Here is a 17,016-nt window from a genome sequence, read left to right as displayed (position 1 = left end):
TATGAGAGAAGTGTACGGCATTAAAGAATAATCAATGTTGGTTCCTAGCCGGAACCGTTGGAACCGCTGTCCGGAGCCATTGGCACTAGGCTCCGGACAGCCTGGTTTCTTTTAGTGGAATATTCATTTTGCAGAATAGAAAATTGCGTCTTTATAAAAAACACTGCCATCTTTTTTTTCTTTATAAATTTTTCCCAGTGGACTTTCGCTGTCAACTAAGCCAATTATGAATTTTCCATTTTTCTTTAAAACTCTCTTAACTTCCCGCAATGATTTGTCTACGTCATCTACGAAACAGATCGTTGTCACCATCAAAACAAAGTCAAATGATGAATCTTCAAATGGCAATGCCTCTGCGACGCCGCCATAAACCTTTACACCTTTGCTTTCAGCAAGTTGTTTCATTTTTTCAGATGGTTCAAGCCCAATTTTAATACCTAAAGGCACCGCAAATTTACCACTTCCCACTCCTACTTCAAGACCTGTTCCAATCTGAGGAACAAAATGTTTGACAGCTTTCAACTCGGAAAGATAAACGTACCTGTTCTTATCGAACCATTCTTCATAATCCATATAATTTTCATCAAAACACTTAGTTTTAGGCATTAGAATCTCCTTTCAGTGTACGGACCAAGAATATTTTTCTCAAGCTATCATTAAGCGAATATTACATTTACTTTATAGTTCACATATCGTTGATGCCTACCTGAGTGACTCGGAACCTATTCTTCTTATTTTCACTTTTCCCTCTACTTATATAATTTACCGTTTGTGGTTGTCTTGAAACCTTCCAAAGATAAATATTTTTAAAAAACTACTGTTCATCCAATAAAGAAATTGTCATTTCATACTCGTCTTGACTTGCCTGATACTTCTTTTCTTTAGGCATGAATGACTTATCAAATTCGTCAGCATCTTCATCTTTCACATCGAAAACATCTGAAAAAACTGCATGACCCGATACGTTATCCAGGGCACCTTCATAAAGAGGTAAAATCAACAAACCTTTATAATACTTTTCATCAGCCATGCTAATATTATACCTTTTACCACCCAAAAATCCATAAGGCTCGTAATGATATGGATATCCCAATATAAGTATCGCACGGTATCCCATTTTCTTTGCCACCTCAATAGAATGAGTGATGAGTTCTTTGCCTAAGCCTTTTCTATGAAACTCTGGAGAAATAAAAACTGGTCCGAAGCTAATAGTTTTATACTCTTTATTCTTCTCTGACACTATTTTCGAGTGCGTATAGAATATGCCTCCGACAATTTGATCATCGACTTCAACAACAAATGCCAGATCTCTTATAAAGTCTTTATGATCTCTCATTTTATGAATGACAAAGTGCTCATGGCAACCTGGAAAATACAAGTTCCAAAATGCTTCCCTGGCAATCTCTTCAACGCTTCTATAATCTTTTGGTTCTTCATTTCTAATATTTATATTCATTTTAGATCCCTCCGAGCAATACTTAATTTATACCAATTGAACATGCCTAATCTTATACCGTCAAGAGCACTAATACACTTATTTTATCTTATTTTATAAATTTTTTCAGTTAAGTTCATAAAATTGTTTTGATTTAACTAAAAACAAAACTCACTGATAACAGTGAGTTTATATTGTATAAATATTTATTATTTGTTTGGAGGCGGCACCCAGATTTGAACTGGGGGTAAGGGAGTTGCAGTCCCGTGCCTTACCACTTGGCTATGCCGCCATAATGGAGCGAAAGACGGGATTTGAACCCGCGACCCTCGCCTTGGCAAGGCGATGCTCTACCACTGAGCCACTTTCGCATATTATTGATGATAATGGTGCCCAAGGGCGGAATCGAACCACCGACACGAGGATTTTCAGTCCTCTGCTCTACCGACTGAGCTACTTGGGCTTGTTGGTGGAAATCAGCCCTACTGATGAAACGGATATATCAGAATTATAAATGGCGACCTGGAAGGGACTCGAACCCTCGACCTCCAGCGTGACAGGCTGGCATTCTAACCAACTGAACTACCAGGCCGCATATATATGATCTGTCGAAGACAGGATCATTACATAAATGGTGGTCGCAATAGGGCTCGAACCTATGACCCCCTGCTTGTAAGGCAGGTGCTCTCCCAGCTGAGCTATGCGACCATCGCCTCAAATTTGAGACAAGTATTATTATAGGCTATAAATTGTATGAAGTCAATATGTTTTTAGGCTTTTTTCAAAACTCTTTTTCAGAATCACCAAACCCTTGATATATAAGGTTTTTTGATAACTGATTTTAAATAAAAATTTCAAGTTATTTTATTTTGTCATAAATTTTCTGCAACTCTTCTTCTGAAAATTCATACTTGCTATTACAAAAATGGCAAGTGACTTCCGCACCTTTATCTTCGCTGATCATCTTCTTCAAATCATCTTTTTTCAGCATTGAAATACCTTTTTCGATCCGGTCTCTGCTACAGTCACATTTGTAGTTCAAGTCTTTAGTTGCCAAAATTTCGACCCTTCGATTTTCAAATATATATTCGACCATCTGTAATTGATTCATGCCCTTTTCCATCATGGCCGTAACACTGTCTATCTCAGAGATCCTCTTTTCGATATAACTGATCGTTTCTTCAGGACAGTCCGGTAAAAGCTGGATCATGTATCCGCCAGATGCAATGACAGTATCGTTTTTATCAATCAGAACGCCTAACGCAACTACTGAAGGTGTTTGTTCTGAAGCAGCAAAATAATAAGTAAAATCTTCTGCTATTTCACCGCTGACAATATTGACATTTCCCGTATATGGGTTCTTCAAGCCAAGATCCTTTACAATGGTCAGCGTTCCCTTGCCTATTGCAGACGCTACATCAAGTTTTCCCGACTTTTTTAACGGAATGTATATCATAGGCTGGTATATATCAACTTTTACCTCTCCGTTGGCATTTGCAGCTACAACTATTCCCTTTATAGGGCCATCGCATTTGATCTGAGCATTTATTCTATCTGTTTCGTTTTTCAGTGTCATGATCATCATTGCAGTGGCACTTAATGCTCTACCTGCAGCAGCGGTTGCGGTATAGGATGCATTGTGGATCCGTTGCATTTCCCTGACAGATTCTTTGCTGTTCACAGCAAAAACCCTGGCCTGGATTCCTTCGACTTTGAAGCTTGTTATTTGATCTTTCATTTATCCTCCCATTTGGTATAATTATACCAATACAACTCTATAAAATATAAAATCCCTGCAATAAACAGGGATCGATTTGCGTAATGTTATTTTTATACCAAGTAAATCTATAATTAAATAATAACTGTTACTTTCTTATAAAATGTTAACATTAGCAGCTTGAGGGCCTTTTTCGCCTTCAACGATTTCAAAGCTTACTTCTTGTCCTTCTTTCAAAGTCTTGTAGCCGTCCATCATCAACGCTGAGAAATGAACGAATACGTCTCCGCCATCTTCAGTTGAAAGAAATCCATAACCCTTTTCAGCATTGAACCATTTTACAGTACCGTTTGTCATTAAAAAATTCCTCCTAAATTAAAAATAAATTTACCTTTACGGCTAACATTTTAACACTTATTAATTTGTTTGTCAAAATGTTATTGAATATACAGTCAATCTTCAAATTTCTTTTGCGCGTAGAAATGAATTTTTTCAGATTTGTCAGCAGGCTTCTCAAAACTTAAAAAATCAAAGGTTTGAACGTTTGTGAACCCTGTGTCTTTTAACAAATCGACTATTTCACTTTTTTCGTAAGCTCTTTGATAATGGATTTCTTCAAATCTCTCATATGCATCTGAATATTCATCTTTCAAAAAGAAGTTTATCTCGAACTCACATATCTTTTGATCTTCGTTGTAATAATTGTTCCAGATATAGCAAATCTCATCAGAAACATAATTGAATGAGTTTGACCCATAGATCTCTTTAAGTCGGTATTTTGTATTTATGTCAAAGATAAATATCCCACCTGGTTTCAAGGCATTATAAACATTTCCCAATGATTTGCATAAATCATCGATATCCGTTATATAATTAAATGTATCCATGGTGGAAATTACGCATTCAAATTTACTGTCCATATCCAAATCAACTATGTCCGAGTTGATCCACCTAACCTCAATTCCGACTTCAAATGCCTTTGCATCAGCAACTGAAAGCATTTCGTCCGAAATGTCCACACCCGTCATTTTGTATCCCTTTTGTCCCAAAGGTATCGTTATATTTCCCGTACCGCATCCGATCTCAAGAATGGATTTGACTTCAAATTTTGATCTTTTGATTTTAGATATTATCCAATCTATAAACAAGTCATAATCAATATCTTCTTTTATTAAATTGTCATAAACTTCAGATAGTTTTTTATACATAGCTCAATAGAAAAATTTATTTTTTCTTTTTCTCCTTATAAAATAAATGATTATCAACAAAATCACGATACCGATGGAAGCTGCTATAAGAATTACTGTAAAATTTCCACTTAAGAAATCATCAAGAAACATTTCAAATTTTGTCGGCGGTTTGCGCTCCTCTATCAGCGCTTCCAAATCTTCTTCAGGAATTCTGTTGTATGCATTATCCAGCCAGTCCTCAAAATACGCTCCAAGGTTTGTTTTTGACTGTTCATAAATTATCAAGTCGTACATCTCTTCATAATTTTTTAAATTTTCCATGGATATTATTTTGTTGATGAATATTTTGTTTTCGATCCTGTCTTTCAGATCACCATAATCTATGTCCGAAGTGGTTATCAGTTCGTAAATTGCCAGTGTCTGAGTGTAATCCTTCTGCGCTGTGTAAGCATCTGCCATCAATAAATATACGAGATTTTGTACTTTGTCATCTTGAGACCTTTTTACATACTCTTTACCTATCTTGATGACCTCAGGATAATTCCTAGTTTCATAAGCAGTGACAAACTCCTGCAATTCTCCGTCACCGCCTTTGATTATTTCATCTTTGATTTTTTCGTCCACAGGAAAATAATTGAAAGTGATTTCTTTAAGTTCGGTCACATCATCAAACTCCCAAGTCAAATTATATTGAGGGCTCATCTCGGTAGGCTCTATTGAAAATTCGTTGTCAAAATTATAAATCTGCACCGTTCTAGGATCGAAAGAAGCATTAATCCTGACTTTTTTTGGTTTATCGGACCATGAAGCAAGGTGATCCAAGTCTATATTGAACCCGAGTCTTCCATCTTCCGAACTATAATTTTCTGTGGTATAAGTAACAGATGCCGTTTTTGTCTCACCGCTTTTTAAGGCGATCTCAAAACTGAATGTTCTCCACGATGCATAGTTCACACTCATGTTGTTTATCAAACTGTTGATCTTGTCTCCGGATACTATGGTGGAGTTGTAAAGATATGGTGAAAATCGAAACTTAACGTCAGTCATGCTCAGTTCCGTAAGAGGAACCCCCATTAATATGCTTGTTGTATCGCTTCCCGTGTTGGTAGCTTCATAAGTTGCAGTAACTGTAGATGTCTCTTCGTTCTTTACCGAAATGGATATGTCTACCTGGCTCAACTCTACGTTTTCACCTTTTATCAAATATAGTCCTGAAAAAACAGACTGATTTTGATTGGCCTTGGTATGTACCGGAAAAAACAATAGACCTCCAATCAATATTAAAAACCCAAAACAAAATAAAATTATCGATCTTTTCAATTAAACGTACTCTCCCTGTCAATGATCCTGGCGTATATTTCTACGCCGTTCAATAGAATTTCTTCATCAAAGTTAAACTTCGAATCATGAAGTCCATATGTGAAATTTTTAATTTCATTTTTTGATCCTAGATAAAAAAACAATCCCGGTATGGTTTTTTGATAAAAAGAAAAATCTTCAGCAATCATCAATGGTTCCGCCTCTTCATACTCATCTTTGTCCATTAATTCAATAAATTTGTCGTAAAGTTTCACATCGTTTGTAACTGGTGGATACATATCAATGAAATCGCATTTTATATCGCAATTGAATGCCACCTGAAACCCTTCTGCGATTTCTATGACTCTTGACTTCATGTCTTCATATACTTTTTCTTCGTATGACCTCATAGTACCTGCAAGTTTCACACTCTTGGCCACAACATTTAGTCTTTCTCCACCGGATATAGTTCCAATTGAAATAAGAGAAGTTTTTATTGGATTCACGTTTCTGCTTACAATGGTTTGAAGTGCTTGAATAAATCCGGCAGCTATGACAACAGCATCAGTTCCCTGATGCGGAGCTGCTCCATGAGAACTCTTGCCTTTGATTTCAATGTAAACTTCACCTGTTTGGGCCATCATGGCTCCGCTTCTTACAGATATTACCCCCTCGTTCACGCTGGGCATCAAATGCGTTCCATATATTTCGTTCACTTGGTATTTGGTTAAAAGTCCTTCATCAACGATTTGTTTCGCTCCACCCGGTCCTTCTTCAGCAGGCTGAAATATCAGCAAAATATTGCACTTTGGTTTAAGGTTGCTTTGTGTCAGATATTTTGCCAACAAAAGCAAGATAGTCATGTGCCCGTCATGACCGCAAGCATGCATCATCGATTCGTGTTCAGATTTAAATTCGACTCCCGTGTTCTCGCATACTGAAAGACCATCCATGTCAGCTCTGAAAGCTATGCATCTGTGAGTATTCTCACCCTCAATAAAAGAGTAAACACCTGTTTGAGCCACAGTACCCGCAACTAAACCCAAAGACACCAAATAATCCTTGATATAGTTTGATGTCTTGAATTCTTTAAACCCCTCTTCAGGAAAAGTGTGCAAAGTTCTTCTTATTTTAATCGAGTCTTCTTTTAACCCAACTATTTCTTTTCGTAGTTTCATATTATCCCTCTTTGATTATATATTTGCATTATTTTAACTTTTCGTGTAAAATATTTCATTGTACATTATATATCATATGAAAACTAAAAAACATATACAATTTAGTTTATTTTATTTTCATTAACTGATATAATATCATAAAATTGAATATAGGTGGATAGAGGCGCATCTTTTATCAGTAACTTTGAGTAGGATTTCAGGATCTGATGAGACAAAACGAAAGGAAAAGATGCCGAAGTCGAACAAGCCCTGAAGCTTTTCTGCTGGTTGCCCGGTAAACAACCTTGCAACTGTCATTGCGTATTGCGATGAAGCGCTATCTGAATGTTTGCTTAATGTCGTTATTAACCATTGTAAACAATCAGCTAGTTTAATTCTAAACTAGCTTTTTTATTAAGGATAATTAATCAATAGGAGGTCTATATGAAAAAATACAATGTTGCAGTAGTCGGTGCTACCGGTATGGTAGGCCGAAAGGTTTTACAAGTTCTTGAAGAGCAAAATTTCCCAGTTGAAAAGCTCTACCCAATGGCTTCGTCCAGATCTGCAGGACAAAAAGTTGAATTTGCCGGCAAGGAATATGTAGTTGAAGAACTAAATGAAAAGTCATTTGACAAAGATATCCATATAGCGATATTTTCAGCCGGAGGTTCCACAAGCGAAAAGTTTTCGCCAATTGCTGCGAAAAACAACGTGGTGGTGGTAGACAACTCATCAGCCTTCAGGATGAATCCCACAGTTCCCCTGGTAGTACCCGAGGTCAATCCCGAAGATCTCGAGTGGCATCAAAATATCATAGCAAACCCCAATTGCTCCACGATCCAAGCAATGGTTGCATTAAAGCCACTCCACGAAAAATTTAAAATAAAGAGGATCGTATACTCCACTTACCAAGCTGTTTCAGGCTCGGGAATAAAGGGATTTGAAGATTTGGAGAATGGCATCAAGGGAGAAGAAAACAAATTTTATCCTCATCAAATTGCGTATAATTGCCTTCCCCACATAGATGTTTTTATGGAAAATGGGTATACTAAAGAAGAGATGAAGATGATTCTGGAAACACGAAAGATACTTCACGAGGATAATATGGCCATAACTGCTACTACAGTCAGGGTCCCTGTCTTTTATGGACATAGTGAAAGTGTTAACCTTGAATTTGAAAATGATTTCCAAATTGAAGATGTAAGGGAAATTCTAAACAATGCACCGGGTATCATCGTCCAGGATGACGTAAAAAACAATGTTTATCCTCTAGCCCGGGAAGCTGAAGGCAAAAATGAAGTTTTTGTCGGAAGAATACGAAGGGATGAAAGTCTGCAAAGCGGGTTGAATCTATGGATAGTAGCTGACAACATAAGAAAAGGTGCAGCAACCAACGCAGTTCAAATCGCAGAATTACTCGTAAAAAATAATTTACTAAGCAGGTGATAAAATGAAAGGTCTTTTTAAAGGATCAGGAGTAGCAATCGTAACACCATTCAAAGACAATCAAATCGACTACGAACGTCTCGGCAATCTTCTGGAATGGCATATCGAAAAAGGAAGCGATGCGATTATAATTTGCGGAACTACCGGAGAAACACCTTGCATTAGCGATGAGGAACAACAAGATGAAATCAAATTTGCTGTTGAAAAAGTTAACGGAAGGATCCCGGTAATCGCCGGAACCGGCAGTAATAGTACTTACCATGCTGTGGAAATGTCCAAATTTGCAGACCAAGCAGGAGCAGATGCCGTACTTGTCATGAATCCTTATTACAATAAAGGAACTCAAAAAGGTATCGTCAAACATTTTGAGGCTGTAGCCCAAAGTGTCAACTGCCCAATCATTGTTTACAACGTTCCAAGCAGGACCGGTCTCAATATAGAAGTAAACACCATGGTGGAACTTTCAAAAATCGAGAATATAAAGGCAGTTAAGGAAGCCAGCGGCGATATCGTACAGGTAGCTGAAATTGCCAGACTCTGCGGTAAAGATTTTGGTATCTATTCCGGAAATGACAATCAGGTAGTACCTATTCTATCCTTGGGTGCCCTTGGAGTTATAAGCGTAAGTGCCAACATTATTCCAAAGGAAATGAGCGACATGGTACATTTGTATCATGAAGGCAAAGTCAATGAAAGTCTGGATCTTCAACTTGGAATGAATGGACTTAACAAGGCACTGTTCCTCGAGGCTAATCCAATCCCTGTGAAAGCAGCTATGAAGCTAATGGATATGGATACAGGTGAACTGAGAATGCCCCTTACTCCAATGGAAGATGGACACCTAGAAATTCTAAGATCCGAAATGAAAGCATACGGATTGATTTAATGGGAGGTAAAAAATGAATATACTTTTAAGCGGATGTAACGGTGGAATGGGAAAGGCTATATCAAATTTGGTCTCCGGTATGAATGACGTATCAATTGCGGCAGGATTTGATTCCAAGCCATCTAACGACCATCCCTTCCCTGTTTTTACAGATTTGAGCAAAATGACTGAGGATATTGATGTAGTCATCGACTTTTCTCACTTTTCCGCTTTTGACGCAATTGTTGATTATTCTTTAAAAAATAAAACACCACTGGTCATGGCTACTACTGGACTGACCGATGATGATGAACAATCACTGATAAATATTTCTGGACAGATCCCAGTTTTTAGAACAGCCAACATGTCCATAGGCATCAATGTAATGCTGGGTCTAGTTTCTCAGGCTGAAAAATTGCTCAAAGGCTTCGATATCGAAATAATTGAAAAGCATCACAACAAAAAATTGGATTCTCCAAGTGGTACGGCTTTGATGTTGGCCAATGAATTAAATAATTCATCTGAAAAAAGATACGACTTCATCTACGGACGCGAAGGTAAATCAACAAAGAGACAAGAAAATGAAATCGGCATACATGCAGTTCGTGGTGGAACAATCGCAGGCGAACACACTGTAATATATGCGGGAGAAGATGAAATCGTGGAAATCAAACACTCGGCTGCATCCAAAGCAGTCTTTGCCAAAGGAGCAATTGAAGCGGCAAAATTTATTTATAAAAAAGAAAATGGTCTATATGACATGAAAAAAATGTTGGGTCTATAACCCGAAAGGAGATTTTAAAATGACAAACGAAGAACTGAAACAACAATTTGATTTAACCAATCCGTATGAGATTGCAAAATACATTAAGGCGGTAAAAAAACAAACTCCTGTTAAATTATACCTGAAAGGGAATTTTAATGAACTGGATTTGGAAGGGTTCGAGTATTACGGTCTTCCCTCTTCCTGTACAATTTTCGGAGAGAGCGAAATCTTGATGCCATTTTTAGAGAACAATAAAGAAAAAGTTCAATCATTCAGAATTGAAAATGACAGAAGAAATTCAGCAGTTCCCATGATAGACATGACAGGTATCGAGGCAAGAATAGAACCTGGTGTATCCATAAGAGAAGGTGCTCATATCGGTAAAAATTGCGTAATTATGATGGGTGCTGTGATAAATATAGGTGCTAATATTGGTGAAGGCACAATGATCGATATGAATGCGGTCGTGGGAGCCAGAGGACAAATTGGTAAAAATGCCCATATAGGAGCAGGTGCAGTAGTTGCAGGTGTACTTGAACCACCAAGTAAAACTCCAGTAATCATAGAAGATGACGTAGTAGTAGGAGCCAATGCAGTTATTTTAGAAGGTGTCAAAGTTGGTAAAGGGGCAGTTGTTGCAGCTGGAGCCATAGTTACAAAAGATGTTCCTGCGGGAACTGTGGTTGCAGGATCTCCGGCAAAAGTAATCAAGGAGATCGATGACAAGACAAAGAGCAAGACTGAAATCCTTGATGATTTAAGAGGCTAAAAGGGTGAAAATTTGATGAAAATAGTTGTACAAAAGTACGGTGGTACTTCAGTTGGTGACATTGCTCGCATCAAAAACGTTGCCAATAGAATAATACAAAAAAAAGAGCAAGGTTTCAGCCCCGTTGTCGTGGTTTCAGCAATGGGAAATAATACGGATGATTTGTTGGATTTGGCTTACCAGATTTCTGATAATCCTCCGAAACGAGAAATTGACATGTTGATCTCTACAGGAGAACAAGTTTCAATAGCTTTGTTGTCGATGGCTTTGCATGAACTCGGACATGATGCTATTTCTCTGACTGGGCATCAAGTAGGAATCAAAACTTCAGGTCACCATACCAAATCAAAGATAGTCGATATTGAAGATAAAGTCTTAAGAAAACATCTGTCCGACAATAAGATCGTTATCGTAGCCGGTTTTCAAGGCAGCAATGAAGATTCGGACATCACTACTCTGGGCAGGGGTGGTTCGGATACATCGGCAGTGGCCATTGCCGGTAAGCTTCAGTGTCCGTGTGAAATTTATACTGACGTGGACGGCATATATTCATTGGATCCCCGGATGTATCCCAAAGCCAAAAAGCTAGATGCCATAAGCTACGAAGAGATGTTAGAAATGGCTAGCCTAGGTGCAGGAGTTATGCACACACGTGCCATAGAACTTGCACAAAAACATAAAATCTCAATACTTGTCGCATCAAGCATGGAGAATAAACCCGGAACGATAATTAAGGAGAGTGAACCCGGTATGGAAAGTGCAGTAATAACCGGTTTGGCAATAGACAATAATGACGCATTGGTTACCTTGAACAATGTTCCATATAGCATAGGAATTACAGCAGAAATTTTTGAAATGATGGCCAAGAAAGATATAAACATCGATATGATAAGTCAAACTTCACCCAAGGATAAGCTTGTAAATATTTCGTTTACAACTCCGAAAAGTGATTTGGTGGACACAAGATCCATACTTGGTTTCATATCAAAAAAATATCCGCAGATATCCTTTGAAATCAATGAGAACATTTCCAAATTGTCCGTTGTCGGCATTGGTATGAGAAGTCATTCAGGAGTGGCTGCTCAGATATTCGTCTTGCTTGCCAAGGCAAATATAGAAGTTGAAATGGTAACAACATCCGAAATAAAAATTTCTTACGCTATAGACCCTAAAGATCAACAGACAGCAGTAGATTTGATAGCAAGAGAATTTGAACTTTAGATATAAGATCCCTTCCCCTGAATGAGGAAGGGATCTTTTTATTGTTCACAGATGAAATTTATAAAATCTTCTTTATCCAGTCCAAAAAAGAAGTCCTCGATATTTACTTTTTCCAATGCTTCTTTAACATCTTCTTTTCTGTATTTTACTTTAAAAAGAATGTTTTCCAGCTCCTCTATTGGCTTTTTAACAAAAAAATCTCCATAGAGCTTGCATTCTTCTATATTCCCTTCATATATGTTCATTCGTGCATCGATTATCCCACAGTCGAATTTATCGATCTTTTGAATATCAAATTGAGGTGACTCCCCCCAGTTCCATTCCCAGGTAGAAAATTTCTTCTCAACAGCGGTGTTGATTTTATTTATATCCGAATCTGAAATAACTAATTCTTCCAAATTATTGAGTTCAGACATATATTCCAACAGATATTCTTGAAACTCATTTATAGTAATGTCCTTTTTCATATACGGTTTGATATTGGTAACTCTGCTTTTTACAGATTTAACCCCTTTTGATTTGATTTTCAACTCTTTTACATTCAAGGCGTTACTGAGATTTCCCATTTGTGAATCAAACAGCAAAGTTCCATGGTGTAAAAGTCTGTTTTTTTTGGCATATTGAGCATTTCCAGAAAATTTCTTACCATCGATTGTTATGTCATTTCTACCACTTAATTCCGACTTGATCCCAATTTTTTCAAGAGCCAATATAATTGGTTGCGTAAATTTTTTAAAATTATTTATATCGTTGTTACCTTCTTTCATCACAAATGAAAAATTCAAATTTCCTTCGTCGTGATATACTGCTCCTCCACCCGAGAGCCTTCTTGATACATAAATGTCATTGGTATCTATGTATTCCTTATTGACCTCCTCCAAGGTGTTTTGGTGTTTTCCGACAATGATGGACGGATCATGAATATAAAAAAACAAATAATCGTCTTCTGGCATTTTATTTATCAAATATTCCTCAAAAGCCATATTATAATACGGAATATTCCAATTGGTCTTTATGTACTTCATCGTTATCTCTCCTACTTTTTATTAAATGGACAAACTGCCATGCAGATTCCACAAACTGAACCTCTTCCTATGTGCATATAAGATTCTTTCATATAGTCACTACAAGCTTTGGCATCGTATAATTCGATTCTGTCTATTCCCGCACGCCACTCAGTTCCCTCTATAGCCATGGCAGGACAAGCTATGACGCACTCTCTGCATCTCCCACATTTTCCTTCTTTAACAGGAGAGCCAACAGGTAATTTAAAATTAGTCAAAACTGTTCCCATTCTTACCGAAGGCCCGATCGTTTCGTGAATGAACATTCCGCTTTTGCCTATCCATCCCTTGCCGGAAACTGTAGCTGCAGTTCTGTGTTGAAACACGCCTCTTATATCTGAACTCTCGCTTACGGTTTGGGATGCAGGTATCGCCACGGCTCTGTAACCTTTTTTTTGAAGATACATCACGATTTTAAGCGTAATTTCGTTGATATAATTGTTCATTGCCCTGTAATGGGCAAAATACGTTTTTGTCGGTCCCTGGCTTTTTATGTCATCAACTAGCGGTCTTGACAACTCAACAAATATGGAAATAGATTGATCAAGATCACTCCAATTTTCCGGGATCAATCCTCTTACATTTCCAAAACCATAATCTGACACTCCCATATCTTCAATTATCTTTTTCAATTCTACCATTATTAAAATCCTTTCAAGTGAATTTTATCTTATCTCATAGACTCATTTCTGATATAATATACCAATGAAGGTAGGTGTGTGTATTTGTATTTTGACTCTGAAAACGTGCTTGAGAACAAATTAATTATATTATATGCCCTGAATCAATTCAAGGTGCCTGTTAATAAAGAACAAATCAGCCAAATCATTATAGAAAACGTCCAAATCAGTTATTTTGATATTCAGTTTTTGATCCAAAGTCTATCAACTGACGGCTTTTTAGTCTTGATCAATGACAATAATACCGATTATTATTCCATATCTGACAAAGGCAGGGAAACTTTATCTTTGTTCTCCGACAGGATACCTACATATATCAAGGAAATACTCGATATTTTTATCAGGCAAAACAAGGATAAGGTCCTCAAAGAGGTGAAAAATGTCGCCACATATAAAATCACAGGAGATGGAGAATTTGAGGTGCGTTTGACCTTGGTCGAGAATGATGTATCTCTAATCAATATAAGTATTAGTGTCCCAAATAAAGCTCAGGCCAGATTTATAAGTGAAAACTGGGAAAAAAACGGGCAAACCATGTACACAGACATAATAAATACACTTATAAAAGAGTAGGCGGTTTTATTCGCCTACTCTAATTTATTTCTTATAACTTTCCAGAGTTTTTAGTACGTTTTCATACATTACTCTGTACTTTTCTTCTTTTGCTTTTTCTTCATCTACTACTTTTTGAGGCGCTTTGGATATAAATCCTTGATTTGACAATTTTTTTACCACTCTGTCGATTTCCTTTTCCAGGGTCTCTTTTTCTTTTTCCAGTCTGTCGATTTCCTTTTCCTTGTCGATCAATTCATCCAAAGGAACAACAATTTCCGCTCCATCGACCATCGCCGCCGATGCATTGTCAGGTATGTCCTTGCTTTCTGTAATAACGATTTCCACCGCATTTGCAAGATTTTTGATGTAAATGTCGTTGTCTAATATCGATGCCTTTTTCATTTCATCAAAAGGCCTGATGTACAGTTTTACTTTTTTTGAAGGTGCCACATTTAATTCTGCTTTTATATTTCTTACAGCACGAACTATATCCATAACAAATGCAATCTGAGATTCTTCCTCTTTAAAATCTTTGATAGGATCAAATTCAGGCCACTTTGAAATCATAATTGTTTCTTCTTTTTCTTGAATGGCCAGGAATAATTTTTCTGTTATAAACGGCATGAAGGGATGAAGCAACTTCAGGGAAGTTTCCAACACATAATGAAGTGTTGAAAGCGCAGCCTTCTTGGATTCACTGTCTTCATTGTACAATCTAGGTTTAACAAGTTCAATGTACCAATCGCAATATTCATTCCACATGAAATCATACAACTTCTGAGCTGCAATTCCCAATTCGTATTTTTCCAAATTTTCATTGATTTCTCGAGTAACCTGATTCAATCTGCTTATTATCCACTTGTCCATGGTCAAAAGATCATTCATGCTGGCTTCCAAATCCAGTGCACCAACATCTTTTGTATGCATTATAACAAACTTTGAGGCGTTCCAAATTTTGTTGGCAAAATTTCTATTTGCCAAAACTTTTTCTTCATTCCACCTTATATCGTTTCCTGCTGCATTTCCAGTTACAATGGTGAACCTTAATGGATCAGCACCATATTCTTCTATTACCTCAAGAGGATCTACACCGTTTCCGAGAGACTTGCTCATTTTTCGTCCCTGTGCGTCCCGTATAAGTCCGTGTATGTACACATCGCTGAAAGGAGTTTCCCCCATCTGCTCGATACCTGAAAATATCATTCTTGCAACCCAAAAGAAAATAATATCAAAACCGGTTACCAGCAAATCATTAGGATAGAATTTTTTTAAATCAGGTGTCTCATCCGGCCATCCAAGTGTTGAGAAAGGCCATAATGCAGAACTAAACCATGTATCCAGTACGTCTTCATCCTGTACCACTGAAGACGAACCGCACTTGCTGCAATTGGACACTGCAGTAGCAGATACGATAACTTCACCACACTCCTGACAGTAATAGGCGGGTATTCTATGACCCCACCACAATTGTCTTGAAATACACCAGTCTTTGATATTTTCCATCCAGTTGAAATATATCTTGCTGAATCTGTCTGGTATGAATCTTGTCTTATTCTCTCTTACTACATCGATTGCCGGCTCTGCCAAAGGTTTCATGTTTACAAACCATTGTTGTGAAATCAGAGGCTCTACTACTGTGTCACATCTATAGCAGGATCCAACATTGTGTGGTCTTTCCTCTATCTTCTCGACCAAGTTGGCAGTTTCAAGGTCTTGCATTACGATTTTTCTGGCTTCATACCTATCCAAGCCTTTGTACTTTCCAGCATTTTCATTCATAACTCCCGAATCGTCCAAAACCTTGATTTGAGCCAAATCATGTCTCAATCCGACTTCGAAGTCATTAGGGTCGTGAGCAGGCGTCATTTTGACTGCTCCAGTCCCAAACTCCATATCAACGTAATCGTCTGCTATTATAGGTATCCTTCTATCGACAAGAGGTAATATGACAAACTTGCCGACCAAATCTTTGTATCTGTCATCATTTGGATTGACAGCTACACCACTGTCTCCCAGCATGGTTTCCGGTCTGGTTGTTGCTACAACAAGATATTCGTTCGTTCCCTCTATAGGATATTTCAAATGATATAGTTTTCCGGCCTTTTCTTCGTATTCTACCTCAGCATCTGACAGAGCAGTTTTGCAGTCTGGACACCAGTTGATTATCCTGTTTCCTCTATATATTAAACCTTTGTCATATAATCTTACGAACGTTTCAGTAACTGCCTTTGTACAACCTTCATCCATGGTGAATCGTTCTCTGTCCCAATCACACGAAGCTCCCAGCTTTTTAAACTGATCGACTATTCTCTTTTTGTAGATAATCGCCCAATCCCAAGCCCTTTCCAAGAAAACATCTCTTCCCAAATCTTCTTTGGTTTTGTTTTCTTCTTCTTTTATTTTTTCTACAACCTTTACTTCAGTTGCAATACTTGCGTGATCCGTACCAGGTAGCCATAAAGCTGAATATCCTTGCATTCTTTTCCACCTGATGATGATATCTTGCAATGTTCCATCAAATGCATGACCAAGGTGGAGCTGCCCAGTTATATTTGGTGGTGGCATTACGATTGTGTAAGGCTTCGCATCTCCATTTACTTCAGGTTTAAAATAACCCTTATTTTCCCAATTTTTGTATATTTCATCTTCAAATTCACTGGGATTATAAGATTTCGATAATTCTCTATTCATATGATTTCCTCCTGTTTTGATATTAGCTAAAAATCGAGTAGGAGAAAGTTTTCATAAAACATGAAAACCTTCGACCTCTCACACCACCGTGCGTACCGTTCGGTACACGGCGGTTCAATCAACTTAACAATTGACACACCTTTCGGTGTAGTAATCTA

16 protein-coding genes, 5 tRNA genes and 1 riboswitch are annotated in these 17,016 nt (G+C 37.6%); of the genes, 6 read left to right on the top strand and 15 right to left on the bottom strand.

What is annotated here, in order from left to right:
• Positions 1 to 123: 123 nt before the first annotated feature.
• The 12 genes from IWB18_RS11480 to IWB18_RS11425 form a co-directional block, all read right to left on the bottom strand.
• On the bottom strand, positions 124 to 606 hold the full coding sequence (locus IWB18_RS11480; RefSeq protein ID WP_195683762.1) for a class I SAM-dependent methyltransferase: 483 nt from the start codon (positions 604 to 606) through the stop codon (positions 124 to 126).
• 208 nt (positions 607 to 814) lie between these two features.
• Positions 815 to 1,456: a GNAT family N-acetyltransferase gene (locus IWB18_RS11475; RefSeq protein ID WP_195683761.1), complete on the bottom strand. Its 642-nt coding sequence runs from the start codon at positions 1,454 to 1,456 to the stop codon at positions 815 to 817.
• Positions 1,457 to 1,653: 197 nt separating this feature from the next.
• Positions 1,654 to 1,727: transfer RNA gene (locus tag IWB18_RS11470), tRNA-Cys, on the bottom strand.
• Between the two features lie 4 nt (positions 1,728 to 1,731).
• Positions 1,732 to 1,806 (bottom strand) — tRNA-Gly (locus IWB18_RS11465).
• A 16-nt stretch (positions 1,807 to 1,822) separates the two neighbouring features.
• Positions 1,823 to 1,898, bottom strand: a tRNA-Phe gene (locus tag IWB18_RS11460).
• A 52-nt stretch (positions 1,899 to 1,950) separates the two neighbouring features.
• Positions 1,951 to 2,027, bottom strand: a tRNA-Asp gene (locus IWB18_RS11455).
• A gap of 40 nt (positions 2,028 to 2,067) precedes the next feature.
• Positions 2,068 to 2,143 (bottom strand) — tRNA-Val (locus IWB18_RS11450).
• Positions 2,144 to 2,294: 151 nt separating this feature from the next.
• Positions 2,295 to 3,173 (bottom strand): Hsp33 family molecular chaperone HslO, encoded by an 879-nt coding sequence (hslO, locus tag IWB18_RS11445; protein ID WP_195683760.1) that lies wholly within the window; start codon positions 3,171 to 3,173, stop codon positions 2,295 to 2,297.
• A 135-nt stretch (positions 3,174 to 3,308) separates the two neighbouring features.
• Entirely contained in the window at positions 3,309 to 3,509 is a 201-nt protein-coding gene (locus IWB18_RS11440) for a cold-shock protein (RefSeq protein WP_195683759.1), read from the bottom strand.
• Positions 3,510 to 3,604: 95 nt separating this feature from the next.
• On the bottom strand, positions 3,605 to 4,360 hold the full coding sequence (locus IWB18_RS11435) for a class I SAM-dependent DNA methyltransferase (protein ID WP_195683758.1): 756 nt from the start codon (positions 4,358 to 4,360) through the stop codon (positions 3,605 to 3,607).
• Between the two features lie 3 nt (positions 4,361 to 4,363).
• The gene (locus tag IWB18_RS11430) at positions 4,364 to 5,662 is read right to left on the bottom strand and encodes a tetratricopeptide repeat protein (RefSeq protein ID WP_195683757.1); all 1,299 of its coding nucleotides are present in this window, start codon (positions 5,660 to 5,662) and stop codon (positions 4,364 to 4,366) included.
• Positions 5,659 to 6,819, bottom strand: a complete 1,161-nt coding sequence (locus tag IWB18_RS11425) for a M20 metallopeptidase family protein (RefSeq protein ID WP_195683756.1) — start codon at positions 6,817 to 6,819, stop codon at positions 5,659 to 5,661. Before IWB18_RS11425 ends, IWB18_RS11430 begins: the two co-directional genes overlap by 4 nt.
• A 150-nt stretch (positions 6,820 to 6,969) precedes the next feature.
• Positions 6,970 to 7,146, top strand: a riboswitch (Lysine riboswitch).
• Positions 7,147 to 7,242: 96 nt separating this feature from the next.
• Here IWB18_RS11425 and IWB18_RS11420 point away from each other — a divergent pair.
• The 5 genes from IWB18_RS11420 to IWB18_RS11400 are packed head-to-tail and all read left to right on the top strand — an operon-like array spanning position 7,243 to position 11,868.
• Positions 7,243 to 8,247, top strand: coding sequence for an aspartate-semialdehyde dehydrogenase (locus IWB18_RS11420; protein WP_195683755.1), 1,005 nt, complete (start codon positions 7,243 to 7,245; stop codon positions 8,245 to 8,247).
• Positions 8,248 to 8,251: 4 nt separating this feature from the next.
• On the top strand, positions 8,252 to 9,133 hold the full coding sequence (gene dapA, locus IWB18_RS11415) for a 4-hydroxy-tetrahydrodipicolinate synthase (protein ID WP_195683754.1): 882 nt from the start codon (positions 8,252 to 8,254) through the stop codon (positions 9,131 to 9,133).
• Positions 9,134 to 9,146: 13 nt separating this feature from the next.
• Positions 9,147 to 9,896, top strand: coding sequence for a 4-hydroxy-tetrahydrodipicolinate reductase (gene dapB / locus IWB18_RS11410; RefSeq protein WP_195683753.1), 750 nt, complete (start codon positions 9,147 to 9,149; stop codon positions 9,894 to 9,896).
• A gap of 19 nt (positions 9,897 to 9,915) precedes the next feature.
• Positions 9,916 to 10,647, top strand: coding sequence for a 2,3,4,5-tetrahydropyridine-2,6-dicarboxylate N-acetyltransferase (gene dapD, locus IWB18_RS11405; RefSeq protein ID WP_195683752.1), 732 nt, complete (start codon positions 9,916 to 9,918; stop codon positions 10,645 to 10,647).
• A gap of 15 nt (positions 10,648 to 10,662) precedes the next feature.
• Entirely contained in the window at positions 10,663 to 11,868 is a 1,206-nt protein-coding gene (locus tag IWB18_RS11400) for an aspartate kinase (RefSeq protein ID WP_195683751.1), read from the top strand.
• 38 nt (positions 11,869 to 11,906) lie between these two features.
• Here IWB18_RS11400 and IWB18_RS11395 read toward each other — a convergent pair whose 3' ends face one another.
• Positions 11,907 to 12,893, bottom strand: a complete 987-nt coding sequence (locus tag IWB18_RS11395; protein WP_195683750.1) for a lipoate--protein ligase — start codon at positions 12,891 to 12,893, stop codon at positions 11,907 to 11,909.
• Between the two features lie 11 nt (positions 12,894 to 12,904).
• Complete coding sequence (locus IWB18_RS11390) at positions 12,905 to 13,573, bottom strand: 4Fe-4S double cluster binding domain-containing protein (protein WP_195683749.1); 669 nt, start codon at positions 13,571 to 13,573, stop codon at positions 12,905 to 12,907.
• A 78-nt stretch (positions 13,574 to 13,651) separates the two neighbouring features.
• On the opposite strand from IWB18_RS11390, the gene IWB18_RS11385 reads away from it, so the two are divergent.
• Entirely contained in the window at positions 13,652 to 14,185 is a 534-nt protein-coding gene (locus IWB18_RS11385; RefSeq protein WP_195683748.1) for a DUF4364 family protein, read from the top strand.
• A gap of 24 nt (positions 14,186 to 14,209) precedes the next feature.
• Here IWB18_RS11385 and IWB18_RS11380 read toward each other — a convergent pair whose 3' ends face one another.
• A complete protein-coding gene (locus IWB18_RS11380) occupies positions 14,210 to 16,858 on the bottom strand; it encodes a valine--tRNA ligase (protein WP_195683747.1) in 2,649 nt (882 codons plus the stop codon).
• Positions 16,859 to 17,016: the final 158 nt, after the last annotated feature.

The organism is Alkalibacter mobilis (assembly GCF_015594845.1).
Classification (GTDB): domain Bacteria; phylum Bacillota; class Clostridia; order Eubacteriales; family Alkalibacteraceae; genus Alkalibacter; species Alkalibacter mobilis.
This window is presented reverse-complemented; position numbering and strand designations above follow the sequence as displayed.